This window comes from Erwinia artemisiae, assembly GCF_051400835.1.
GTDB lineage: Bacteria > Pseudomonadota > Gammaproteobacteria > Enterobacterales > Enterobacteriaceae > Erwinia > Erwinia aeris.
Genome location: NZ_JBLFFM010000004.1, coordinates 410,765 through 434,568, shown reverse-complemented (window position 1 = coordinate 434,568; position 23,804 = coordinate 410,765). Strand labels below are relative to the sequence as shown.

The 23,804-nt window shown below is 50.4% G+C and carries 20 protein-coding genes, 2 tRNA genes and 1 pseudogene; 13 read left to right on the top strand and 10 right to left on the bottom strand.

The window, feature by feature from the left end; all coding sequences use genetic code 11:
* Window positions 1–24 precede the first annotated feature (24 nt).
* Window positions 25–1,509, bottom strand: coding sequence for a sugar ABC transporter ATP-binding protein (locus ACMGEE_RS12450; protein ID WP_253460348.1), 1,485 nt, complete (start codon window positions 1,507–1,509; stop codon window positions 25–27).
* Window positions 1,510–1,521: 12 nt separating this feature from the next.
* Window positions 1,522–2,439 (bottom strand): sugar ABC transporter substrate-binding protein, encoded by a 918-nt coding sequence (locus ACMGEE_RS12445; protein ID WP_253460345.1) that lies wholly within the window; start codon window positions 2,437–2,439, stop codon window positions 1,522–1,524.
* A gap of 497 nt (window positions 2,440–2,936) precedes the next feature.
* Here ACMGEE_RS12445 and ACMGEE_RS12440 point away from each other — a divergent pair.
* Window positions 2,937–3,012 (top strand) — tRNA-Asn (locus ACMGEE_RS12440).
* A 64-nt stretch (window positions 3,013–3,076) separates the two neighbouring features.
* On the opposite strand, the gene ACMGEE_RS12435 is transcribed toward ACMGEE_RS12440, so the two are convergent.
* Window positions 3,077–3,238 carry a hypothetical protein gene (locus tag ACMGEE_RS12435; RefSeq protein ID WP_436830123.1) on the bottom strand — a complete coding sequence of 54 codons (162 nt, stop codon included), beginning with the start codon at window positions 3,236–3,238 and terminating at the stop codon, window positions 3,077–3,079.
* A 385-nt stretch (window positions 3,239–3,623) separates the two neighbouring features.
* On the opposite strand from ACMGEE_RS12435, the gene ACMGEE_RS12430 reads away from it, so the two are divergent.
* The 10 genes from ACMGEE_RS12430 (at window position 3,624) to ACMGEE_RS12385 (ending at window position 13,572) form a co-directional block, all read left to right on the top strand.
* On the top strand, window positions 3,624–4,058 hold the full coding sequence (locus tag ACMGEE_RS12430; RefSeq protein WP_301730408.1) for a CesT family type III secretion system chaperone: 435 nt from the start codon (window positions 3,624–3,626) through the stop codon (window positions 4,056–4,058).
* On the top strand, window positions 4,055–5,014 hold the full coding sequence (locus ACMGEE_RS12425) for a hypothetical protein (protein ID WP_253460330.1): 960 nt from the start codon (window positions 4,055–4,057) through the stop codon (window positions 5,012–5,014). The genes ACMGEE_RS12430 and ACMGEE_RS12425 overlap by 4 nt, the downstream gene beginning before the upstream one ends.
* A gap of 691 nt (window positions 5,015–5,705) precedes the next feature.
* Entirely contained in the window at window positions 5,706–5,852 is a 147-nt protein-coding gene (locus tag ACMGEE_RS12420) for a hypothetical protein (RefSeq protein ID WP_436830122.1), read from the top strand.
* 65 nt (window positions 5,853–5,917) lie between these two features.
* A complete protein-coding gene (locus tag ACMGEE_RS12415) occupies window positions 5,918–6,853 on the top strand; it encodes a cupin-like domain-containing protein (RefSeq protein WP_301251025.1) in 936 nt (311 codons plus the stop codon).
* An 18-nt stretch (window positions 6,854–6,871) separates the two neighbouring features.
* A complete protein-coding gene (locus ACMGEE_RS12410) occupies window positions 6,872–8,212 on the top strand; it encodes an ABC transporter substrate-binding protein (RefSeq protein WP_253460323.1) in 1,341 nt (446 codons plus the stop codon).
* The gene (locus ACMGEE_RS12405) at window positions 8,202–9,170 is read left to right on the top strand and encodes a ThiF family adenylyltransferase (protein ID WP_253460320.1); all 969 of its coding nucleotides are present in this window, start codon (window positions 8,202–8,204) and stop codon (window positions 9,168–9,170) included. Before ACMGEE_RS12410 ends, ACMGEE_RS12405 begins: the two co-directional genes overlap by 11 nt.
* Window positions 9,157–9,993 carry an aKG-HExxH-type peptide beta-hydroxylase gene (locus ACMGEE_RS12400; RefSeq protein ID WP_436830121.1) on the top strand — a complete coding sequence of 279 codons (837 nt, stop codon included), beginning with the start codon at window positions 9,157–9,159 and terminating at the stop codon, window positions 9,991–9,993. The genes ACMGEE_RS12405 and ACMGEE_RS12400 overlap by 14 nt, the downstream gene beginning before the upstream one ends.
* Window positions 9,980–10,786 (top strand): JmjC domain-containing protein, encoded by an 807-nt coding sequence (locus tag ACMGEE_RS12395; protein WP_253460314.1) that lies wholly within the window; start codon window positions 9,980–9,982, stop codon window positions 10,784–10,786. The genes ACMGEE_RS12400 and ACMGEE_RS12395 overlap by 14 nt, the downstream gene beginning before the upstream one ends.
* The gene (locus ACMGEE_RS12390; protein WP_253460311.1) at window positions 10,764–12,011 is read left to right on the top strand and encodes an MFS transporter; all 1,248 of its coding nucleotides are present in this window, start codon (window positions 10,764–10,766) and stop codon (window positions 12,009–12,011) included. Before ACMGEE_RS12395 ends, ACMGEE_RS12390 begins: the two co-directional genes overlap by 23 nt.
* Window positions 12,001–13,572: an ABC-F family ATP-binding cassette domain-containing protein gene (locus tag ACMGEE_RS12385; protein WP_436830120.1), complete on the top strand. Its 1,572-nt coding sequence runs from the start codon at window positions 12,001–12,003 to the stop codon at window positions 13,570–13,572. The genes ACMGEE_RS12390 and ACMGEE_RS12385 overlap by 11 nt, the downstream gene beginning before the upstream one ends.
* A gap of 101 nt (window positions 13,573–13,673) precedes the next feature.
* Here ACMGEE_RS12385 and ACMGEE_RS12380 read toward each other — a convergent pair.
* Window positions 13,674–14,048 (bottom strand): annotated as a pseudogene (locus tag ACMGEE_RS12380) (Gfo/Idh/MocA family protein); the annotation flags it as partial.
* 290 nt (window positions 14,049–14,338) lie between these two features.
* On the opposite strand from ACMGEE_RS12380, the gene ACMGEE_RS12375 reads away from it, so the two are divergent.
* Window positions 14,339–14,414: transfer RNA gene (locus ACMGEE_RS12375), tRNA-Asn, on the top strand.
* Between the two features lie 104 nt (window positions 14,415–14,518).
* On the opposite strand, the gene ACMGEE_RS12370 is transcribed toward ACMGEE_RS12375, so the two are convergent.
* Together ACMGEE_RS12370 and ACMGEE_RS12365 are read right to left on the bottom strand one after the other, a co-directional pair.
* Window positions 14,519–15,553, bottom strand: a complete 1,035-nt coding sequence (locus ACMGEE_RS12370) for an NADP-dependent oxidoreductase (RefSeq protein WP_436830160.1) — start codon at window positions 15,551–15,553, stop codon at window positions 14,519–14,521.
* A gap of 189 nt (window positions 15,554–15,742) precedes the next feature.
* A complete protein-coding gene (locus ACMGEE_RS12365) occupies window positions 15,743–16,525 on the bottom strand; it encodes an SDR family NAD(P)-dependent oxidoreductase (RefSeq protein ID WP_369895674.1) in 783 nt (260 codons plus the stop codon).
* 258 nt (window positions 16,526–16,783) lie between these two features.
* Between ACMGEE_RS12365 and ACMGEE_RS12360 the strand changes: the two genes are divergently transcribed.
* Window positions 16,784–17,344: a TetR/AcrR family transcriptional regulator gene (locus ACMGEE_RS12360; RefSeq protein ID WP_369895673.1), complete on the top strand. Its 561-nt coding sequence runs from the start codon at window positions 16,784–16,786 to the stop codon at window positions 17,342–17,344.
* A 64-nt stretch (window positions 17,345–17,408) separates the two neighbouring features.
* On the opposite strand, the gene ACMGEE_RS12355 is transcribed toward ACMGEE_RS12360, so the two are convergent.
* The 4 genes from ACMGEE_RS12355 to xylA form a co-directional block, all read right to left on the bottom strand.
* Window positions 17,409–19,202 (bottom strand): DNA/RNA non-specific endonuclease, encoded by a 1,794-nt coding sequence (locus tag ACMGEE_RS12355; RefSeq protein WP_301251030.1) that lies wholly within the window; start codon window positions 19,200–19,202, stop codon window positions 17,409–17,411.
* A gap of 72 nt (window positions 19,203–19,274) precedes the next feature.
* The gene (locus ACMGEE_RS12350; protein WP_301251031.1) at window positions 19,275–20,471 is read right to left on the bottom strand and encodes a XylR family transcriptional regulator; all 1,197 of its coding nucleotides are present in this window, start codon (window positions 20,469–20,471) and stop codon (window positions 19,275–19,277) included.
* Window positions 20,472–20,688: 217 nt separating this feature from the next.
* Window positions 20,689–22,140: a xylulokinase gene (xylB, locus tag ACMGEE_RS12345; protein ID WP_436830119.1), complete on the bottom strand. Its 1,452-nt coding sequence runs from the start codon at window positions 22,138–22,140 to the stop codon at window positions 20,689–20,691.
* A 33-nt stretch (window positions 22,141–22,173) separates the two neighbouring features.
* Complete coding sequence (gene xylA, locus ACMGEE_RS12340) at window positions 22,174–23,493, bottom strand: xylose isomerase (RefSeq protein WP_436830118.1); 1,320 nt, start codon at window positions 23,491–23,493, stop codon at window positions 22,174–22,176.
* Between the last annotated feature and the right edge of the window lie 311 nt (window positions 23,494–23,804).

The window sequence follows — 23,804 nt, the reverse complement described above, 5'->3', positions numbered from 1 at the left end:
TTACGTCGCTCATGGTTTCAGCCCTTATTCAGACGCCAGTGACAAAATGGATTCCTGATCGGCCTCTTCTTTATTGAGGATGCCGGTGATGCGGCCGCCGTGCATGACCATCACCCGATCGCTCATGCCGAGTATTTCCGGCAGTTCAGAAGAAACCATGATGATGGCGACGCCGCGATTCGCCAGCTCGCTGATTAGCCGGTAAATTTCCGCTTTCGCGCCCACGTCGATGCCGCGCGTCGGCTCGTCCAGGATCAGGACTTTGGGCTGTGCCAGCAGCCAGCGGGCGATCAGCACCTTTTGCTGGTTGCCGCCGCTGAGGTTATTGATGATTTGATCCATAGTGGGCGTTTTGATGTTCAGCCGACGGATCTGCTCCATGCAGTCCTTCGCCATCTGGATATGACTGACAAAGCCCGCGCGGCTGCTGTATTCCGGCATATTGACGATGCTCATGTTTTCCATCACCGACAGCACCAGAAACAGCCCGGACTTTTTCCGATCTTCAGTAAGAAAAGCCAGCCCCTTTTCTATCGCCGTGGCAGGCGAATCTATTTTTACCGGCACGCCGTCTATCAGAATTTCGCCGCCGTCGGGGCTGGTCATGCCAAACAGGCTTTCCATCACCTCGCTGCGGCCCGCGCCGACCAGCCCCGCCACGCCCAGAATTTCACCACGGCGCACGCCGAAGCTGATGTCATCAAACACGCCTTTACGCTGTAAATGACGTACCGTCAGCACCTCTTCGCCAATGGCCGTGTTGAACTTGGGAAAAAGCTGGGTCAGCTCGCGCCCGACCATCTGGGTAATCAGCGACTGCCGCGTATAGTCCGCCGTCGCGCTGCTACCGACCCAGGCACCGTCGCGAAATACGCTGACCTCATCGGTAATCGTAAAGATTTCATCCATTTTGTGGCTGATATAGATGATGGCTTTACCCTGCTCTCTGAGATCGCGAATGATAGCGAAAAGATGCGAAACCTCGGTTTCAGTCAGCGCGGAGGTTGGCTCATCCATGATCACCACATCCGCATTCCAGGATACGGCTTTAGCGATCTCTACCATTTGCTGTGAGGCGATGCTCAAATCGCCCACCAGATCGTCCGGCGCAAGGAGAATGTTCAGCTTGCTTAACAACTCGCGGGTCTGGCGATGAAGGCTGCCGTGATCGACAAAGCCATATTTCATCGGCTCGCGGCCCAGCCAGATGTTTTCCGCCACCGTCATATGAGGCACCAGGTTAAGCTCCTGGTGGATCATCGAAATGCCTGCGCGCAGCGCGCCCAGCGTGTCCTGAAACGCTACCGCCTCGCCCCTGACGCGGATTAAGCCTTCATCCGGGCGATAAATTCCTATCAGGCATTTCATCAGCGTGGATTTTCCCGCGCCGTTTTCGCCCATCAGCGCGTGTACGCTGCCGGGCCTGACCCGTAAAGAGACGTTGTTCAGTGCCTTTACGCCAGGAAAAAACTTGCTGATGCCTTCGGCTTCAAGCGCATATGCGGTCATGATGCACCCCGGCTATTTCTGGTTCAGGCTGGTAAACTTCGCCATGTTTTCTTTGGTGATCAGCTGGAAAGGGATATCGACGTTCGATTCCACGTTTTCACCTTTTGCCAGCTTCACCGCCGCCTGTACCGCCCCCTCGCCCTGGCCTTTTGCGTCCTGAAAAACGGTAGCGACCATTTTGCCGTTTTTGATCATTTGCAGCGCGTCCGGCGTGCCGTCAACCCCCGCCACCAGCACGTGGTCGCTGTTTTTTCCCAGCGCCTGAAGCGCGCCAATCGCCATTTCGTCATTATTAGCAGCGATCGCCTGAATATCGTCGCCAGCGGTGAGCCAGTTACTGACCACATCTACCGCATCGTTACGCATAAACTTCGCGGTCTGCTCCTGAACGATTTTTAAACCAGGATATTTCGCAACAATCTCTTTCACGCCTTTGGTACGTTCACGCGTCGATTCATTGGCCAGATCGCCTAACAGGATGGCGACGTTGCCTTTGTAATTCATTTGTTTAGCCAGCGCTTCCATCTGCAAACGCCCCGCCAGCTGCGAGTTGGAGCCAACATAGGCCATTTTGCCCGTCAGTTCGGCTGCGGGACGGCGGTTAATAAAAATCAGCGGGATGCCCGCCTTGCTGGCCTGATCCATAATCGGTTTAACCGCGTTGGTGTCGACCGGATTGACGATAATGGCGTCCACGCCCTGCCCGATAAAGTTCTGCACCTGCTGTAGCTGCTGGGAAACATCGTTTTTGGCATCTTCTACCTGCCCTTTAACGTTTTCTTTTTGAAGTTCTTTTTGCATAGAATTGCGAACGATGGTGAGGAAGTTGTCGTCAAACAGTGCCATTGAGACACCCATCTGGAGATCTTTTGCCAGCGCGACAGCAGGCAGCGAACAGACTAACAGTAACCCTGCAACGAATTTTTTCATGATAGAGCCCTTATGTGATTAGCTTGTGCGGCTGGCTGGACCTCGAATGAAAGATATTTTTTACATTCACACAACTTCACCGGTGCCTGGATAACATTTTTAAGTGGTGAAAAAGCAATGTCTTAGTCAGACTGCTCCTGGTTATTAACAATATTTATCAAAAGCTTAATTTAGTTTTTCAGTCTTTATCGCTTCGACATATAGCGGCCGACTGACTGATCAGTGCAATTATTCCATAATTAACATTTTTGAAACTTTTTACATAAAAGCACCGAAACGCACGTTTTAAAAACGGCAAACAACAAAATTTTGACACACCTCTAACATCAGCAAGGCATTCGCCGTAAAGTGCGATCTGGCGCAAGAGATTGAATTTTGCCCGAACGGGCGAGAAACAGAGCGGGTTGCTGATTTTGCGGCCGAACGCGCGGCAAAATGGCATTCGACCTTTGACACGCCCGGACGCGGCCGTTACTATGCGCCCCATCGAAACCGATTCCTCTGTAGTTCAGTCGGTAGAACGGCGGACTGTTAATCCGTATGTCACTGGTTCGAGTCCAGTCAGAGGAGCCATATTAGAGAAGCCCGCTTAAGGAAACTTAAGCGGGCTTTTTGCTTATCGACCTTGTTCTGTCTTTTACTCTTTACCTGTCGGCGTTGCGTTTTCATCAATTTTGGTTTCGCCCTGATTATGCAGTGATTCGGGTAAAAACTCTGCGCCCTGGCTCAGCAGGGTGCCGTGCCAAAAGGCTGCCGGTAAAGTGCTGACTGCATGGCGCTGCCGCCAAAGATTAAGCATTCTCTCGTTAGCCGATTGGTAGCTGGTTTGCAGACTGGATAATTTATAAACCTGGTTTTGCGCGCAGTATGCCGCTTTTAAATGAATTTATACTGTTCAGTGTTATTCATCCCAATATCCTTCTGGCAAGTGGCCGTTCATGGGACTGTATCCGGCAGTGAAGCCACCAGAGATTTAACCGGCAAACGGGCAGAGACAGGCCAGATAATTCCCCTTTATCAACTCGACTATTTTAACCCCATCACATCTGCTCGCAATTGTTCCACAGCGTAAGGAACCAGGCGGTTTTTCTGTTCACTTACTCTTCCTTACTTTGCAGTGAAGTCGGATCGGACTGCACTTGCCGTGCCGGTTTGCTACCTGAGACAAATAAAAAGGAAGCTTTATGTCAACATCCTTTAGTAGTGCTCTTATTCCCTTGTTCAATTACCTCAAGCTAACGCCTGAGATGCGGGGCGATGAAGAAGCCTTTGAGTTAGTGATGTGGTCAGATTTATCGCTGAGGCTTTTGCATTATCCCGGTAACCACATCACCTTTAGCTGCCTGCTTCCTTTCAGGACGGCTAATGACATTACCACTGAGCTTCTCTGGGAACTCCTGCAGGCAAATTTGATGAACGAAGAGTTCCCTCCCATTGTGCTGGCGGCTTCGGCAAACAGTGACGAACTGGTGATATGGTCGCGTTTGCCGATGAACACGGCAGATCCTCAGGCCCTGATTGCCCTGTACGAAAATATGGCTTTTTATACTCATACGCTGGGACAGCGTCTGGGCATTATCAGCCAGCACCTTCCTGATGAAGTCGGAGTCGGATTATGATGCGTATATTTTCTTCTGGCAGCAGCCGCCAGACCCAGCAGAGCCAGCCCGCTCATCAGAGCCTCAGCGCGACACAAATGCAGGCATCCGGCCCCTTTCAGCATCAGGTCAGGGTGGTTTCACCACAGACGCTGCAAAGCATGGATCTGGCGGCGCAAGTCCAACAGGAAGTGCGTACGCAATTAGGGCGTGGTGGTAATCAGTGGTTGCCGCTCGTTGCCGATCAGGGAGAGAGTGCGATGCGCGGTATCATGGCCGTGCGCGCTGCAGACCGCTTTAGTCATGAAGCCAGTGAACGCTTTACACAACGGTTTCCTGACGCGGCGACAGGCCTGGATCGTGCTTATGCGAGTGGACACAGCGCCCTGAGAGTGCAAGGAGGACACTGTCAGGAATTTGCCGATCTGGCCTACACGCAAGTGGCGGCCAGAGGAGCCAATAAGCCCGTGTTTAATACTCTCTACAATAATGACCACGTCCTGGTGCTGTTAGGAGACAAACGTCAGGAAGATCCGGTAGTGCTTGATGCCTGGCAACATCTGCCGATTGTGACCACGCTGGAGAACAGCAGGCTCGATCCGGGCAGGCTTGACGTTATCCAGCAGCGAAACGATCCCCGCCCCGATCCGCACGCCCAGTGGGCGCTGCGCCATGTACGTACCATGCCAATGGCGGAGATCGAGGATATATTAACCTCGACTACCTATCCGCCAGTGGGGAAAAAATTTGTCAAACATATGGTAGAAAGTGCGCGGGCGAAGGAACCCGGACGTTATGACGTACGCTCGCTGGCGAAAGATCCCAGTACCCGCTTCACTGACGATCCCGCCCGGGCGGCGAAACCTTTTGACGTCATGTCTGCCTCATCCCTATCCAGTACCCGACGAACTATTGAAAAATATGAACAGGCTGCAGCCGCCGATCCCGGGGGCTATGGCAAGGCAAAGCGTTTCTGAATACAGCATCGGTGATCGGCGCTTTGCGCCTGCGTAAGTGCGCCTGAACCCAACCTCTTCTGAGTAAAAATTTACTGGTCAGCCAATAGATTACGACACAGGTTGGGCTCATTCCTGTAACAGGCGGAGTGTGCAACCGGCTAAGGGTTGCAGCAATCTTACGCAGGATCATTCGTGCTTTTGCAAGATTGGGTGTATGCCGATCCAGGGTGGACGCTGCAATAGTTTTCGCTGCAAGCTATGGGCCTTTTCTTTCTCTCGCTCAGGTTTCATACCTGAACGCCATCGCTTTTTCTTATGGAAAATCGTCAATAATCGAGATGAAAACCTCAAAAAGGTTAATATATAACCATAAGAAATTATGAACTGTAACAATTCAACATTTCTACACCTTTAGCAGTTCAGAAGAAAAATAAAATCCTGACCAACAAAAAACAACATAATTATCAATTAGTTGAAAAGAGCACATTCTCTCCATAAAAGATAAACACCAGTTTTACTAATCAATAATCAATGATTTATTGTGATAGCACTCACACTTACATAAAAATGTATTAACATAAAATTATCAAATTAAATTACTTTTAAATCTCCGGTGACATTTACTTAATTTTCCTTACATTAATTAAAGATCACTGCGTTTACATTTTTGTTTAACAACAATCCAAGTCAAATTACAGGAGCAATAACCATGAATGATTTCGAAAGCAAAGAGTTTCGTTCTTATGTATCTCCAACTGAGACTCAAGATTTTGATGTTGAATTAAAAATTGAAAATGTACAGCTGGCTGAGATTGAACTGGATAACGAACTGTTATTAGCAACTCACCGCTGCTAATAAGATCGTCGGGTTCTGGGGGCAACCCCAGAACTTAAATTTATAACTTATCGTGAGAATTCTCTATGAGCGTATTCCGGCCACATGTTGAAGATGTCGCAAGTGTTGAAAACCACCAGTTTGAAGAAACATTTTTCAATAAGACCCAGCCCGTGCAGTATGCAAATTTGAACAGCGACATGCCTGCCTATAAAAAATGGAGTTTTGAATTTTTTAAAGCGCGCTGTAGCGAGATATTATGTCAGGTAAGTGATAACTTAGAGGATCCGGCAAACATCACCAGAAAGATTTCAATATCAGAATACATTGATCTGATGAAAAATGGCGAGCAATGCCCCTATATGACAGGCTGGAGTTATCAAAAAAGCTTGCCTGGGCTGGACGAAGATATCTTTTTTCCAAAATTCCACCCGGATGATTTCATCGATCGTTTGCCAAAAAGAATGCAATTCCGCAGACGATGGGTGTTTTTTGGAAAAAAAGGAATAAATTGCGATCTTCACATTGACTGTTTTTCAACCAGCGCATGGTTAATGATGATTGAAGGTCAAAAAACATTCCGCGCTATATCTCCACTTCATCGTCACCATATTGAAATGGGGACTTCATTATTTAATGAGGAAGTCGTAGCACATCTGGATGAATTGAACGTTGAGATTGTTGAATTCACTCTTACTCCCGGGACTATTCTCTACGTGCCGACTGGATGGGTACATGAAATCCGTAATGACACGGATAATATCATGGTGACAGGTGGTTTTACCTCCAGACAGCATGCCATAAGATTTTATAAAAATTATCACTCCTATATCTCCCGAGATTCAAATGAGAGTGACATTGCTTTCAATGATTACCTCGAAGTGCTTACAGAAAATAAATTAAAAATATCGGATGAAGTCAGGAATTCTATTATAGAGGAGGTCTCTTACACTAAAGAAAAAATAGAGATCTTGCTTAGAAAACAAAAAATGTATGAAGAGATGATTAAGACAACCGCTTAGGTAAACGGCCTGAATATCATGAATAATTTAAATATCGCTGTTGATGTTTTCCCTTATAAAGAAGATATCTGGTCGATCTGTGATTACAGCGGAGAGCAAATTTACAGCAAGCTTGCGCTCCCGTTATTCTCTTTGGAAAAGGGCGAAGTCGAGCTCTTAGGTGCCGAATCCTTCCAACAGACGGCTGACTCCCTCAGAATAACTATCAGAAAAGATTTATTCTGGAGTAATGGCGATAACGTGAAAGCTGCGGATTATGTGCGGGCGATCAGACATATCTGTTATGATGAGAATAATCGTTATAATAAGATCCTTGCATCTGTAGCGAAACTGGGTTCAGAAACAGAAATCCATAATGACCACAGCTTCACTATTCAAACCTCATGGTATGACCCCTTTATTATTCAGTATTTATCTTTATTGAATTTCTCTCCCAAACACGAGCATAGTGATGACGTTTCTGCCGGACCTTATATTCTTTTGAAAAAACAGGATAACGTTTATCAGCTGGTTGCTAATAAATATTTTACACTTGATAAGCACCTGCCTAATGTGGAAAAAATCAATTATCTTCTGGTTGAAAAAGATCCGAACGGCGAGGCCTTTTTTGACGGTAAAGTGCATGTCAGTTGCAACACTGCCGTTAACCTGAAAAATTACCGTACCTTCACGGCTAAGCAAAATTTTGTGGCTGCTGAAGGGAACTTAATGATGATACTTTCTCCCGGAAGAAAATTTGATAAACTGCCAGACTACGTCAAAGAAATTTTAACTTGTAAAATTAATCGCAGCTCAATTGCAGCACGTTACGACAATATATTAAAGCCGGTTACGTCATGGATGTCTGTGTATTTTGATGGTTCTTATCATCCGCTCAGGGATACTATCACCTACTCAAAAAACAGCTTTGTTATCGACATATCTTACGAAGATTTCTATCCAAATGATGAAATTCTTGAAGATATTGCTGAACAACTCTCTTGCTTTAATATTGAGGTCCGCAAACATCAGGACAAATATGGCTACTGGCGTTCCGAATCCCATTTACGCTTTGAAATTCGTAAAATTCCTCAGCGAAATCCTGTACAAATCATTCGATCTGATTTGAGTCATGTATCTACGAGTCATGTAAAATTTGAGAAAATAAAAAAGCTGTATTCCTTGCTTTTTACTGAAGCGCTATCATCTCAACAACCAGAAATATTCAAAGCTATTGATTTTTATTTGCGGGAGCAGTGTCTTAGCCTTCCGTTATTTATCTTTCCCACTGGTTTTTTTTGTCACAGTTCAATTCTGGAAAACACCTTATATGCTCCGGGACGTAAGGTTCTCATAAAGGAAACCGTGAGTGAAAATTAAACTGAATGCCTCGATCATAAGATCCGATGATAAAATCATATTTTTGGGTAAAAAAAATTACCAGATGACCGACATTATTGGGCCTGAGGTGGAATATTTTTTAACCAGGCTTGAAACAGGCCTGGACGAGACAGAATTACAGTCGTGGCTTAAAGATGATTGCTGCTATGCACTTTATAAAACAATGTGCAGCTTGAATTTGCTGGTACTGTCGGAAAATAAATATAGTGGCACCGTTTTAGAGAAAACCTATGATTTCCTTAATTTTCATTTAGGAACGTTACACTCACCGTTTAGCTTCAAGAATGATATCCATATAGCCCTGATTGGATGCGGTGGAACAGGATCAAATGTAGGGCTGTGTCTGGCCTCATCGGGGATCAAAAAATTCACGCTGATCGACTATGATAAAGTTCAGATAAGTAATCTGAACCGCCAGTTTGCTTATGATTCTGCCGATATTGGCAAAAGCAAGGTGCAGTGCTTAAAAGATAAATTGCTCAGAATAAATGCTGAGGTCAACGTTTCTTTATACGAGCGTAAAATTACCTGCTCAGAAGATCTGCATTGTCTCCCTGATGATGTTAATTTACTGGTATCCGCTATCGATACGCCTGCCATTAAGTCATCCCTCTACATCGTTGAATATGCTATGCGCCACAAAGTCCCGGTTATCTTTGGATCTGCAGGATACGATACTATTACAGCAGGCCCTCTGTTAACCACTGAAGCGGCCAAAACCGAATTCCTTAGCCTTTTGCAGAAGAGTTCACACGCAGTAACAAAACCTATAACAGGATCTATCGCATCCACTAATTTACTGCTGAGTGCAATATTGGCTAACAATATTACCAGCCTTTTTTATCCTTTTAGCAAACCCGACTTGATTAATGTGAGAAAAATATATAATCCTGTCAGCATGATTACAATGGGGGAAATAAGCTATGACAATAACTAAAAGAGATATTTTTTCCATATATTTAAACCGGGAAGTTGTTGAACAAGAGTGTACACTCTGGCGTCAATTTGTTGCCTGTAATAAAAAACAAACCATTCTTAATTTCCTTACAGAAAACCACGCCTACGCTCCCTGGCCCGAAAAGGTTGTTTGCTATCAGGCAGCCAATCGTGACGATTATCAGGCAGTTCTGAAATCAGTTGCTGCGGAAATGCAACGTCAAAATGAAAAATTCTCGGCAATACATTACTCTGCAATGAACAGTTACAGAGAAAATATTCTGGCAGCGATTGAATTGCTCTCTACCAACAGTGCCGTGATGGATTATACCTTGAGGAATCTTATTGGTCGTGTTGTTGTTGTCAGTTGCGACTCACTTGTAGCAACCAGTTCCGTGCTTTTTTTAGGTCTTATTGTTATCTCGCCTAAAGAAGACTGGACGCTATCTGATTATGTCGAAAATATTATTCACGAGATGTCTCATATTGAACTCTATATTAAGCAACTGCTCGATCCCCTTGTATCGACAGGAACTTACCTGAAAAGTCCTTTTCGTGATCAACCCCGTCCTGCCAACGGGGTCTTTCATGCTGCATTTGTTTTAACTCGCATTATTTTTTATATGCGAAACCTTACCTTCCCAGGAGCACATAAGCAGTCTGCCGCCGTCAATATTAACAAAGCATCGCTGTTATTGCAGGAGACACTGGCGCAGTTTGACCATAAGAATTTCCTTACGGCACAAGGCAATAGCATAGCAGAAGAAATGTGTTTGGTCTTATCTCAATTTCAGAAAGAGGATGCAGCCAGTGCAATTATTTAAAAATGAGCAAGCATTTTTGGAAAACTGCCGCATTAATGATTTGACAGGTACATGTTTTCTTATTCATGAGTATTGTTTTCACTGGCCATTGTTTACGCAGGGCAATTTTTCTTTTATTGAGAAAAATTACGGTAGCGATAAGATATTTATTGAGGAAGGAATAAATAAATCGGGCAGAGTGGAAATTACGGTAAGTGATTATATCAAGCGTATTCAATCTGGCGTTAAAGGCATGGGTAACTGGTCATGGCAGCCACATCTTTCCCACGCAAAATCACTTAACGACAGTTTCACCGTGCCCAAAGCCATTACATTAAATAATATTGAGAAATCGTTAGTAGGCGAGCTGGTTCTTGCACCCTGGATTTTGATGTCTGCGCCTGAAACAGTCACCAGCATGCATCAGGATATGCTCAGCGTGAACGGCATTGTCGGACAGTTGCAGGGCGTAAAAGAATTTACGTTAGTGGCACCGCAGTATGCGCTTGAAGAGGGTAAATTTTACAGCACATACGAGCTCGAAGCGTTGGGTATTCCTTTTGAGTGCGTAGTGCTTCATCCCGGTGATTTTCTTTACTTTCCTGCGCACTGGTGGCATCAGGCAAAAACGATTGAATGCTCGGTGACCTTCATTCATAGTACAGTAAATCTGTACAATATGACCGCCTTTTTGGATGATGCCATCTCTCAAATGCCGGCCTTGATACAAAGAGTGCAGTCAGCAGCGAAAAAACGTGGCTATTTCGGCGACAGAATTAACTGGTTGTGTAATGGATTCCGGTCATTGGGGTAAGAGAATGTTTAGAGCAGAAGTAAAGGAACGGCTGGCACTGTTTGAAAACAAGAATTTTTTGTTTTTCACCGTGAGCGGCCTTTTTGCCACTTTTGGCAACGGATTAAATTATATTGCGCTTTCCTGGCTGGCCTATAACAAAACCAACTCTGTTAAAGGCGTGGCGATAATGATGTTTTGCATCTGGATGCCCAGTATCCTTTTCGCCCCTTTATTTGGCCTGCTTGCCGATCGTTACAATCGTAAAGCACAAATCATTATCTCAAATCTGGTCAGGGGGATGGTTATCGTTGCATGGGTCCTGATGTGGGAAATGAATATTGAGCCAGATCTGATGATTTTGTGCTCTCTGCTTGGGGTGTTTATCTCATTTTACATGCCTTCCGCGGTGCCTTTTATTCAAAGTATCGTGCCTGAAAAGGAGCTTGTTAGCGCTAATGCGACCATTGATATGGTTTACGAATTCGGCACTATTATGGGAATGGGTTTAAGTGGCTTCATACTGGCTGTAGCAGGCATCAAAGGCACGCTGCTTATCGGTGGTATACTTTTTATTATCGCTGGCCTTTTCAACCTTGCCATGCGTACGGTAGCAACGGCAGAAAGCGCAAATAAACAAAGTGAAGGCTGGTGGTATAGCTATACCTCTTCGCTGAGATACTTTAAAAGTAAGCCTGCGCTTTTTATGCCTTATATGAGCCAGATGATAATAATGGTTCTTTTGATGACTATTCCTATTATTTTAGTTCCTTATACTCGTGAAGTGCTGCATGCGAGCACACGAGTATTTGCCCTTTATGAAGCGCTCTATTCGCTGGGAGTTTTGGCCGGCGGCTTTTTATCACCTGTGCTTTGTAAAAAAACCAGCATCAGGAAAACGCTGGCCTTGCTTTTATTGGTCATGGCTGGCGGTTTATATATTCTCTCTGTAAATGATGCTGTTATTTTGGTATTCCCGGTTTATTTCCTTATTGGTTTTGGGATTTCCAGCTGGGCCCTGTCGATATCTCTTTCACAACTTCACTGTGAGCCTGAGTATCAGGGGAGACTTCAGGCTACTTTTAACGGTCTGTCGGGAATACTTATTCTTGCCATGTATCTTCTTATGGCAAAAGAAGGGAATGGCTTATCCTCGCAGGGGGTTTACCTGACTCAGTCGGTTCTTGCGCTAGCGGGCATTGTGATTGTGCTTTTTTATCGTAAAGGGGATCTTCGTGAATCGTAAAGAACAAGTTTTCCTCTCAACTAATCAGTTGAGTTACCATAATGCAACCCATCTGTTGTTTAGCGATGTCTCTCTTTCATTAAACTCCGCTGAAAAGGTGGGCTTAGTTGGATTCAACGGTGCCGGTAAGTCTACCCTGCTACAGCTGTTGACTAAGAAGCTGGAGCCGAGTTCAGGCCAGGTTACTCACGCCAAATCGTTACGTTATTATCTGGTGGAACAGCGTTTTCCAGAGCACTTATTATCTTTGACGCCAGAAGAGGCTCTTCTTGATGTTTTAGAAACTGATGAGCGCATAAGTGAAAGCTGGCGCGCTGAAGTTATTCTTGAAAATATTGGTATGGGGCTTACCCAGCGTGACACGCCGTGTTCAGAACTTAGCGGTGGCCAGCAGACGCGCCTGTTACTGGGTAGAGCGCAGCTCTCTGCTCCCAATGTTCTTTTACTTGATGAGCCTTCAAACCATCTTGATTTGCCGACGTTAATCTGGCTTGAAACCTTTTTAGCAGACTGGCGTGGAAGCTTAATTCTGGTTTCCCATGATACCCGCATGCTTGATACTGTCACCAACAGTACCTGGATTATCGCTAATGGCGGCGTGCATCAATATCGACTCCCCTGCACGCAAGCTTTAGTGCAGCACGAACAAAGCGATCTTGCCTGCCAGCAGCAATATCAGGATCAGGCAAACGAAATTGAGCGCATTGAAGCCAGCGCGCGTCAGCTGGCGGTGTGGGGTAAAGAGCAGCACAGTAAAAGCTCGGCAAGAAAAGCGCAGTCCATGTTCAAACGTGTCGACAAACTCAAGCTTGAGCAAAATACTTTACCAGAGCCTTATCCCTGGAATCTCTCCTTTCCCGGACAAATGCTGCCGGCAAAACGACTCCTGTTTTGCAATGAGGTCATGGTCAGAGCGCCAGGGCAGACTACAATCCTGTACGCAATAGATGAGCTCTTGATTCAGCCAGGAGAAAAAATTGCTTTAATCGGTGCCAATGGCATGGGTAAGTCGACTCTGCTGCAGCTTATCTGGAAGAGTTATCTGGAACGGGATCGGGCCATTACGCTGCATGACTCGACGGTGATGGCCTATTACGATCAGCTGCAAAATGGCGTGGATAGCGAGCTGGATATGATGAATGCATTATTCAGTTTCTGCAGTACGTCGCGCGTGAATGCCAATAATGAGCAGCTGAAGCAGGCGTTACTTAAAGCCGGATTCCCCTGGGAACGTCTGCAGAGTAAAGTCAGAACATTGAGTGGGGGAGAAAGAGCAAGATTATTATTTGCAGGTATATCCCTTATCAACAGTCATCTGCTTTTGCTGGATGAGCCCACTAACCATCTGGATATTTCAGGTAAAGAGGCCCTTGAACGTCAGTTAGCAGAGTTTAACGGCACTGTGCTTCTGGTCTCGCACGATCGTAGTCTTATTGAAAAGGTCTGCAAACGCTTTTTAGTGATAAGCGATGGAAAGCTGCACTCTTTCAACGACTACCACAAGGCTTACAGCGCCTCACAAATGACAGTTGAAGGTTATCTACTGAGTAATGCGTCATGATCTGTTGCTGAACAGAGCCTGTCTCATTCGATATTGGGGCTTTACCCGCCCCTCGTCTGTAAAGATCATATTTCACCCGGTATTGTGGCTTTACCTGTCCCTCCCACCAGCATTTTTACTCCTGCCGCCTCTGCTGCCCGGGTCATCTCTTCGGCATCAGCCACATCAGCGCCAGCGGTTTTTCTGAGAAGACGTGCTTACCGTGGCGAATCGCTTCCAGCGCCATCTCCTTGTGCAGGCAGTTGGGCGCGCAAATATCCACCCCATCTCTCTCAGGCTCGGCAACCCGTTCACGCCAGTCGCCTGTTGACCGTTTGAACCCCAGCAATGCAGCCCGCGGTTTCGCCACCTCAAGGTTCACTTCCGCCACCATTTCCCCCCTTTAACGAAAAAACGGTGGAAACCTGTGCATAAGCAATTGCGTGGCAGCGTCCGATATAGCCGCTACCAATCAGTCCAACTCTGACCTTTTCCATTCTTGTTCCTTGCCGGTGAGCGAAGCGCGTGCATGGAATGCATATTTCAAAATAAGAGGCGGCAACCACGAAATGAAATAAACGTAATTATTCTGACGTAAACGGCTGTTATGCTTGTTGCCATTTGTCAGAGACCTGCGGAGCATTCCGCAAAGAACAGCGATGAGGAACACCTTCTAACCTGAGGAAATTTCAACAAAATGCTGATTTATTCAGCAGCCGGTTAAAAAGGTGCAATCAGGCTTTGACATCCCTCTGCCCTCTGGATATTATGCGCCCGTTCCAACAATTCCTCTGTAGTTCAGTCGGTAGAACGGCGGACTGTTAATCCGTATGTCACTGGTTCGAGTCCAGTCAGAGGAGCCAGATTAGAGAAGCCTGCTTAAAGAAATTTAAGCGGGCTTTTTGCGTTTGTGCCGTCAGGTATTCTGCGCGAAGGGAATGGACTGGCGGCTGCCCTTGTTCATTCTTTAACGGCCGGCCGCTGGCTCGGTATCTGAATACGCCTGCATCGTAACCACCACCTTCCCTTTTGCATGTCCCTGGCCAAGCCAGGCCAGCGCCTTCTTTGTTTCAGCAAAGGAAAATACTTTGTCGATCGTTGGTTTGATTTGTTCAGCCTCTATTAGCTTGCCAATTTGGGTCAGCTGCTCCCCCTCCGGGCGAACAAAAAGAAAAGAATAGGTCAGACGTCGTTTTTTGGTGAGGTGCGTGATTTTTCGGCTCATCATTTTCATCACAAAAGTCAGAAAAAAGTTTACCCCTCTGTCCCGTGCGAAGGCGGCATCTAAAGGCCCGACGAGAGAAATAATCTGTCCTCCAGGCTTAAGGATCTGCACGGATTTTTCAATCGTATCGCCTTTGAGGGTGCCCAGAACGATATCGTAGCTGCTTAAAACGTTTTCAAACTTTTCTTGTTTATAATCTATCACTTTATCGGCGCCAAGCTGACTAACCCACCCGACGTTAGCCGTGCTGGTAGTCGTGGCCGTCGTGGCGCCCAGGTGCTTAGCCAGCTGGATAGCAAAAGTGCCAATGCCTCCCGAGCCTGCCGGAATGAAAATCTTCTGGCCCGGCCGCAGTCTGCCCCGCTCCGTCAGCGCCTGCCAGGCCGTGAGGCTTACCATCGGCAGCGACGCCGCCTGCACGAAATCGAGATTTGCGGGTTTTAAGGCGGCTGCACTTTCAGGCACGGCTGCAAATTCGGCAAGAGAGCCTGTTCCACTGTCGAACAGGCTGGCAAAAATTTCATCGCCTGGCCTGAAGCGCGTGACCTGCTTGCCCACCGCAATAACTACGCCAGACAGGTCGCTCCCCAATATTCCCGGAAGTTTAAAATGCAGAACCGGCTTAAATATTCCAGTGGGGATCATATTATCTATGGGGTTCAGCCCCACCGCGTAAATTTTTACCAGAATTTCATTGGCGTTGATCGCTGGATAATCGACTTTTTCGAACCCCAGCTCAGGATGTTTGCCATAGCGTTTAAACGTGAAGGCTTTCATCGTTTTATTCATTTATTATTTACCTGCAACGGCCGGTTGCGAAAATATTCTTTCCTGGCAAGCTGAGGCTATTTCGGCTTTGCCGGGTAATTTCGCCGGCGCATGGCTTTTCCGTGAAAAGAAAAAGACCCTGCGCCGACAAAACAACTCAAGGGATATTGCCTCGTCCTGCTGGCTCCCTCGCTTTGGCTAAAGCGCTTTATATCGCTCCGCCGCTTCCGCCTGTCTGATATCCGCCATCAGAGCCTGACGGGCAGCATCAAGAGCGTCCCAGCGCGCCGCATCCTGTAAAGGCGGAATGGTGACAAGTTCCCGACGGTCAAAGCCAACCAGCGCGGCATCGACCAGCTCGCCCACTTCCATCATTTGGGGCAAAGTGCGGGTATCAATGCCTGTCCGCTGCCAGATTTCCGTATAGGTTCCGGCAGGAAGCACCGCCTGCACGTAAATGCCTTTGGAAGAGAGCTCGTGATCCATCCCCTGCGATAAAAAGAGAACAAAGGCTTTGGTCGCGCCATAAACCGACATGCCAAATTCAGGGGCCAGGCCGACAACGGAGCCGATGTTGACGATTGCGCCTTCACCAGCTTCAACAAAGCGTGCCGCTGCCGCCCTGGCCAGTCGCGTCAGCGCCGTTATGTTAAGCGCGATAAGCCGCTCGATCGCATCAGGCTGCTGGCCGATAAAGTTACCCGACTGGCCGACGCCCGCGTTATTGATAAGAATACCGATCCGCGCGTCATCACGCAGACGAGCTTCGACAGCCGTTAAATCCTCTGCCTGGGTGAGATCGGCAGGCAGAACGTCGACGGAAATCCCCCTTTCATGACGCAAACGTTCTGCAAGGCTATCCAGTTTTGTCTTGTCGCGAGCGACCAGCACAAGGTTGTGGCCCCGTGAGGCGAACCGTTCCGCGTATACAGCACCAATCCCTGTAGAAGCGCCGGTAATAAGAACTGTCGATTGGGTCATAAGTTATTCTTCTCTGTTAAAAAATAAATGAGAGCGGCGCCAGGCGATACAGACAGAATCGGGCGCTGGCAAGGTTATGCGTTAGCGGCGCCATCGAGGCCCACAGGGGGGAAACAGGTGCTGGCGCTTCCCCTGCCAATAAACGTCCGATGACGCAAATTAATGATGGTGATCGTAATCTAAAAAGTCAATCAGTTTGATTACGATCGTCATCAATGTATACTGAGCGTGGAAATGACAGGTGGAAAGGGTAAACCGATGAAGGTGTCGAAAGAGCAGGTTCGTGAAAACCGCAGGCGCATTGTCGAAACGGCTTCGGAGCTGTTTCGCGAGCGGGGCTACGACGGTGTGGGCGTTGCGGAGCTGATGTCAGCCGCCGGTTTAACCCACGGTGGGTTCTACAAGCACTTTGGTTCCAAAGCTGATTTGATGGCAGAGGCGCTGGGCTGCGGTTTTGCGCGCTCCGCCGAGAATGCTTCAGGCGCCGGTCGGGAACAATTTGTTGAACACTATCTGTCACGGCAGCATCGGGATGCGATGGGAAAAGGGTGTGCGATTTCGGCGCTGGCGGCCGATACGGCGCGTCAGCCTGAATCAATTAAGGCTGTATTTGCGGCGGGTATTGAAAACCATCTGGCCCGTTTAGCGCATGAAGAGCAGGCAAGCGCCGAAACCCGTGCCGACCTGCTTGCTACCCTTGCACAGCTTGTCGGCGCGCTGGTGCTGTCACGTGCCTGCCCTGATGATTCTGCTCTGGCCGATGAGATTCTGGCTGTTAGCCGCTCGCGTATTCTCGTTCAGGAAGACGAGGCGAAATAAGGTTTCGATTTAAAAAAGCCCGCTTTTACAGCGGGCTTTTTGCCTTGCGGCAAGCCGCCATCAGCTACAGTAGATCCCGCCACGTCATAATCAGCTTCGCCGGTAACGGCTCCGCCAGCAGCGCGGCGTCCGGCTGCCAGCTGTCCCAGGCGCGGAAAGCGCTGAAATCAAGCCCGGTCAGGGTTTCCAGCGCGCTGACGGCAACCCGGTATTCATCCACATTGGGCACCGCTTCCGGCTGCGCCTGCGGCAATACGCGGCGCGGTTCGTCCAGCAATTTATCCTGGCTCACCAGCAGTGCCGTAGCCTGTGGCTTGCCCTGCGGCCCGATGCGCAAAACGACCTTCCAGAACATCAGCGGCACCGCTAAATCCGCATATTGCCTGCTTTGCTCGTTAAGCACCGGCCCGGTCAGCACGCTGATCCGCTGCTTTGACTGCAGGACGCCAGACTCAAGGATGTAGCGCTCAACGCCCTGCCAGTACTGCAAACTCTGATTAAAGCGGAAATGCTGCGGCGAGCAGTTGGTAAAGTGAAAAGTATCTTTATTGGCGCGAACCGCTTCGGCCGCGCTGCCCCAGGTGGGATCGCTGCGGCGGGTCAGATGGCCCCGATCGAACCAGCGGCTGAACTCGCTGTAAAACGCCTGACCGGTGACGAAACGGCTGTCGATGCGGCTGTCTTCATACCAGCGGTCGCCCTCCGGCAGCAGCGAAGGCTGTCCGCTGTCGCGATCGATATTGATATAGCTCGCGCCATCAATGTTGGTGGCGGTAAAAAAGGCCAGCCGCCGCTCACCGCTCATCAGCAGAGAAAAGTGCTGATAGTCGAGCCTGGCCTCTGCGCCTTTGCTGCCGTCGCGCAATGGGGCGACTTCCGCCGCGCGCGGAGCGATAATCTCCGCCATATCAATATGCGTACCGGCAAGAAAATCGGCCTGATAACCATCACGATTACCATAATTGCTCTCCGGCGCGGCGGCGCTGGCGACGGGACGCAGCGGCGTGGCGTCCGAAGTTAACGCCTGCATCAGCTGTGCCTGCATATCGGCGGACAGCTGCGGCAGCTCGCCTTTCAGCCAGTCGGTTAAGGCGCTGAGGCGTATGCCTTCATTAACCCATTTTTCGCCGTCCTCAACGGCACCGTGGTGCAGCGCCACCAGCTGCCAGCCGTCGTTGAACACGGGCGCGCCGGACGATCCGCCCTCGCTGTCGGCTTCGTAATGCAGAAACTGCTCGTGCCGCGCCAGCAGCGCATTATTACGCAGCGTGAGCTGCTGTGGCGCGCCGCCCGGATGGTGGATAAGGTTCAGGCTGATGCCCAGCGCATGTTTATCGTTGCGATCGTTAAGCGCCAGCGGCAACGGCGTCTCCCCGCTGCCGCTAAGGGCTTCGCCCAGCGCAATCAGCGTGCAGTCGAACGCCTCTGTCGGGCTGGTCAGCCAGAAACGCTCTGCATCCAGCGTGTAAAGCCGCCCGTCGCTAATTTCGCCGGTCTCGCTCTGACGGAAGCCGAACTGTACCGTCACCGTGCCTGAAGCAGGCGGTTCAGGCAGCACGTGATGGTTGGTGATAAACAGGCCGCCGTGGGTCAGAAAGCCGCTGCCCTCAGGAATGCCGTCTTTGCGGATCAGCCCTACCGCCCGCGCCGAACTCAGGCCCTGCTGCAAAAAAGAAACCGGCAGCAGATCGCGCTCGCCAATAATCAGGCTCTGCCGGGTTCGCTGCTGAAAAGCATAGCGCTGCGCGCGTCGCCGATCCGGCTCGGCCTGCTCACCCTGCGCCAGGGCCGCGCGGGTTTGTTCTCGTTGCTCTGCGGTCAGCGCCAGTCTTGCAGCAATCAGCTCGTTAATTTTCATTCGCCTCTCCATGCCAGGGATATGTGCCTTTTAACCATAGCTGCTGCCTGTGACGGAACAAGCGCTACGCTGTTACGCCCTCGTCATGCCGTTCCGGCTGCTGCGATATTTTATCGGCGTCATAGCCAGGTTTTGCCGTGAAACGGTGCAAAAATATTGCGGCGTGCTGTAACCGCACAGACGGCTGATTTCGGCCACCGGCAGCGAGGTGGTTTCCAGCAGCTCCTTCGCTCTGGCAAATTTCTCATCCTGGATCACCTTATGGATCGTGGTGCCCAGCTCGGTCATAAATTTTTTATCCAGATTGGAACGAGAGGTGCCGACCGCTTCCAGAACCTGTTCAACGGTGGCGCCCCGGCAGGCGTTTTTACGGATAAACCCCATCGCCTTCACCACCATAGCGTCGATAATCGATCGGTAATCGGTAGACTGCCGGGCAATTACGCTTTCCGGGGCGATTATCACCGGTTCGCTACTTACGCGACGGCCTGAAAGCAGATTGTCCAGCAGCCTGGCCGCTTCGAATCCCATTCTGCGCGTGCCCTGCACTACCGAAGAGAGCGAAATTCGCGACAGATATCGAGTTAATTCTTCATTATCAATGCCGATCACGCACAGGCTTTCCGGCACCGCAATGCCGATATGCTCACAGGTTTGCAGGATGTGCCTGGCGCGGGCATCCGTGACGGCGACGATGCCGGTATGGGCGGGCAGCGAATGCAGCCATTCGGCCAGCTTCTGCTGGGCCGTTTCCCAGGTGTTGCTGTCCGTGACCATGCCTTCATAAAGCATGCCGGGAAAGGCCATATCGCAGGTCAAACGCCGGAACGCCGCGGCCCGCTCCTGCGCCCAGCGTTTTCCTGCCTCGGCGGGCAGGCCGAAAAAAGCGAAGCGCTCAATGCCTTTCTCGGTAAGATGATGCAAAGCCGCAGCCACCAGCGCCTCGTTGTCCGTGGCGACATAGCTGACGCCGGGATAGTCTTCCCGATTACTGTAGGAGCCGCCCACGCCCACAACAGGCATAGCGATCTGGCTAAGCTGTGCGGCCAGCTGCGCGTCGTCAAAGTCCGCAATAATACCGCTGCCGGAAAGAATGTTCTCGTTCAGGTGATGAACGCTGAAATCTTCTTCTATATAGATATCCCAGTCGCACTGCGAGGCGTAAAAATACTCGCCTATCCCCTCAATGATCTGGCGGTCATAGGCTTTGTTAGCGTTGAACAGCAGCGAAATCCTGGCGTGCCTGGCGGGAGCCTCATTTTTCTTCATATTCAGACCCTGAAACTAAAGCGACCGCTTCAATATGAAGAGTTTTTTTGTAAAGACAAGGGATTGGGGGGAGCAACCGTCAGGTCTGCTCGGGCGATCAAAAAAATGCGGCGCGGCTTCCTCCCGTTACCGCGAAGAAGCCGCTGACTGCCCCTTAAAGCAAAGCGGTGGCGTTGCTGCCAGAACGCCAGGCTTGTCGATAAGCTATGGCCGCGCCTTAAAGCGAGGCGGTTTGTTGATAAAGCGCGCTGAACAGCCTTTGTCGCTGGCGGTAGAAGTCATGGCGATCGGCGCGGGGCGTATAGCGGGACTCCAGCGGCAGCACCGGCAACAGCTCCGCCGGTGAAACGCCCGGATGACAGCTCATGCGGGCAAGCCTGGCGGCACCCAGCGCCGGGCCGACATCGCCGCCCGTGCGGTATTCCATGGTTACGCCGGAGATATCGGCCAGCAGCTGCCGCCAGAACGCGCTGCGCGCCCCGCCGCCAATCAGCGTGACGGCCGCCGGCCTGACGCCCGTCGCCTGTAGCGCGGCCATTCCTTCCGCCAGCCCCAGGCTGACGCCTTCCAGCACCGCCATCGCCAGATCTTCCGGACCGTGCTGATGGGTGAAGCCCCAGAACACGCCGGTAGCATCAGGATTATTATGCGGCGTGCGCTCACCGGACAGATAAGGCAGAAAACAGGGCGATTTATCTCCCGGCTTCGCCTTTTCGGCCAGCGCCAGTAGCGCCGCTACCGAAGGCTGCCCGGTCAGCCGCGCCGCCCAGTCCAGACAGGAAGCGGCGCTGAGCATCACCGACATCAGGTGCCAGGTGTCGGGCAACGCATGGCAGAAGCTGTGCACCGCCTGGTCGGGATTGCTGAGAAAGCGCTCGCTGACCGCAAAACAGACGCCGGAAGTGCCCAGCGACAGCATCGCCTGGCCCGGCTGCCAGATCCCGGCACCAATCGCGCCGGCGGCGTTATCTCCCCCGCCCGCCACCACCGGCAGCTCAGAGGGCAGCGACCAGCGCTGACTCAGCTCTGCGGTTATCTGTCCCGTGACTTCGTTGCCTTCAAACAGCGTCGGCATCTGGTCGCGCGTCAGTCCACAGGCGGCCAGCAGCTTATCGCTCCAGGCGCGCTTGCCGACATCCAGCCACATCGTGCCCGCCGCGTCGGACATATCGCTGGCGAAATCGCCGGTCATCCGCCAACGTAGATAATCCTTCGGCAGCAGAACATGCGCTATCTGATTAAAGATCGCCGGCTCATGCTCTTTTACCCATAGCAGCTTTGGCGCGGTGAAGCCCGGCATCATCAGATTGCCCGTGATCTTTCGCGCATCCGGCACGCTTGCCTCCAGCTGCTGGCAGGCCCGCGCGCTGCGGCCGTCGTTCCACAAAATAGCGGGCCGCAGCACCTCCTGCTGTCGTCCCATCAGCACGGCGCCGTGCATTTGCCCGGTCAGCCCGACAGCCCGAACCGCCTTCAGCGACCGCTGTGCGGCCAGCGCCAGCATCACCCGATCGGTGGCCTGCCACCATGCCTGCGGATCCTGCTCCGACCACAAAGGATGCGGCCGTGAGACGGTCAGCTTCTCCGTGTGGCTGGCCAATACCGCGTTGTTTTCGTCCAGCAATACGGCTTTTACGCCGGACGTACCCAGATCGATTCCTATATACATGCGTCGCTTCCTCTGGCATGAAGCTAAAAGACACTAGCGGTAGAGCGCCTGGTTGACAATATTTTCCAGCCGCTCCTGATGGCCGCTGCGGTGTTCCGGAAAGAACGCTGATTTTTCCGTATAGCGCGCCAGCTCCTGCAAAGAGAATTTCCCGGCAAGAATGTCCTGGCCCAGCTGCCCCTTCCAGCCAGCGTAGCGTGCTTCGCGCGCCTGCTCCAGCCGCCCTTCTTCGATCAGACGCGCGGCAATCCGCAGGCCCTGCGCCATGACGTCCATGCCGCCAATATGACCGTAGAACAGATCGTAAGGATCGGTGCTCTGCCGACGAACTTTGGCATCGAAATTCAGTCCGCCGGTGGTGAAGCCGCCCGCTTTCAGGATCTCATACATAATCAGCGCGTTTTCCTCCACGCTGTTCGGGAACTGATCGGTATCCCAGCCCAGCTGCAAATCACCCCGATTGGCATCCACAGAGCCAAAAATGCCCAGCGCTGCCGCCGTGGCAATTTCATGCTGGAAGGAGTGCCCGGCCAGCGTCGCGTGGTTGGCCTCTACGTTGACCTTGATTTCGTTTTCCAGCCCGAACTCCTTCAGGAAGCCATAAACGGTTGCCACATCATAATCATACTGGTGTTTGGTTGGCTCCTGCGGCTTTGGCTCGATGAGCAAGGTGCCGGTAAAACCGATGCGGTGCTTGTTCTCCACTACCATCTGCATAAACCGGCCAATCTGCGCACGTTCCTGTTTAAGATCGGTATTTAACAGGGTTTCATACCCTTCACGACCGCCCCACAACACATAATTTTCACCGCCCAGCTTTTGCGTGGCGGCCATTGCCGCATTAACCTGCAAAGCGGCCCAGGCAAAGATTTCCGGGTCCGGACTGGTCGCCGCGCCCGCACCGTAGCGTGGATGGGTAAAACAGTTCGCCGTGCCCCACAGCAATTTCACCCCGGTCTGCTGCTGTTTTTCCGCCAGGATATCCGTCATCACCGCAAAGTTATGCAGGTAGTCTTTGACGGAGTGGCCCTGAGGCGCCACGTCGGCATCGTGAAAGCAGTAAAACGGCACGTTGAGCTTATCGAAAAACTCAAAGGCGATGTCCGCTTTCGCTTTCGCCTGTTCCAGCTCGTCACCGCCCTTAAACCAGGGCCGATCGAAAGCGCCCGTGCCGAACATATCGGTGCCGGCCCAGCAGAAGGTGTGCCAGTAGCAGGCGGCAAACCGCAGGTGTTCTTTCATGGTTTTACCCAGAATGACTTCATCCGGATTATAAAAATGAAAGGCCAGATCGTTCTGGCTGTCGCTGCCTTCATAAGCAATTTTGGTAATGCGATCGAAATAGTCTGCCATGGTCATTATCCTTAAAGATATGTTCAGGAATTAGCGGGAACCCCGTCACTATGCAAACAACAAAGCGCGACACTCAATTATAAAATTTCACAAAGCGGCGCTGTAATATCCCAACCATGACCTTAGTCACAAAGTTGCTACCGGCGTGAACGAAGACACCCGTGATCCCTCTCATAAAAAGCAAAACGGGCATAGCGATTACAAAAAATTGTAATTTCTTTGGCGGGTCAGGAAGATTATGTTTACCTCGCGACATAGGGAGTTCAAAAAATAAACGCGTGGAAGTTTATAAAAAGCATCCGTCTTACCTC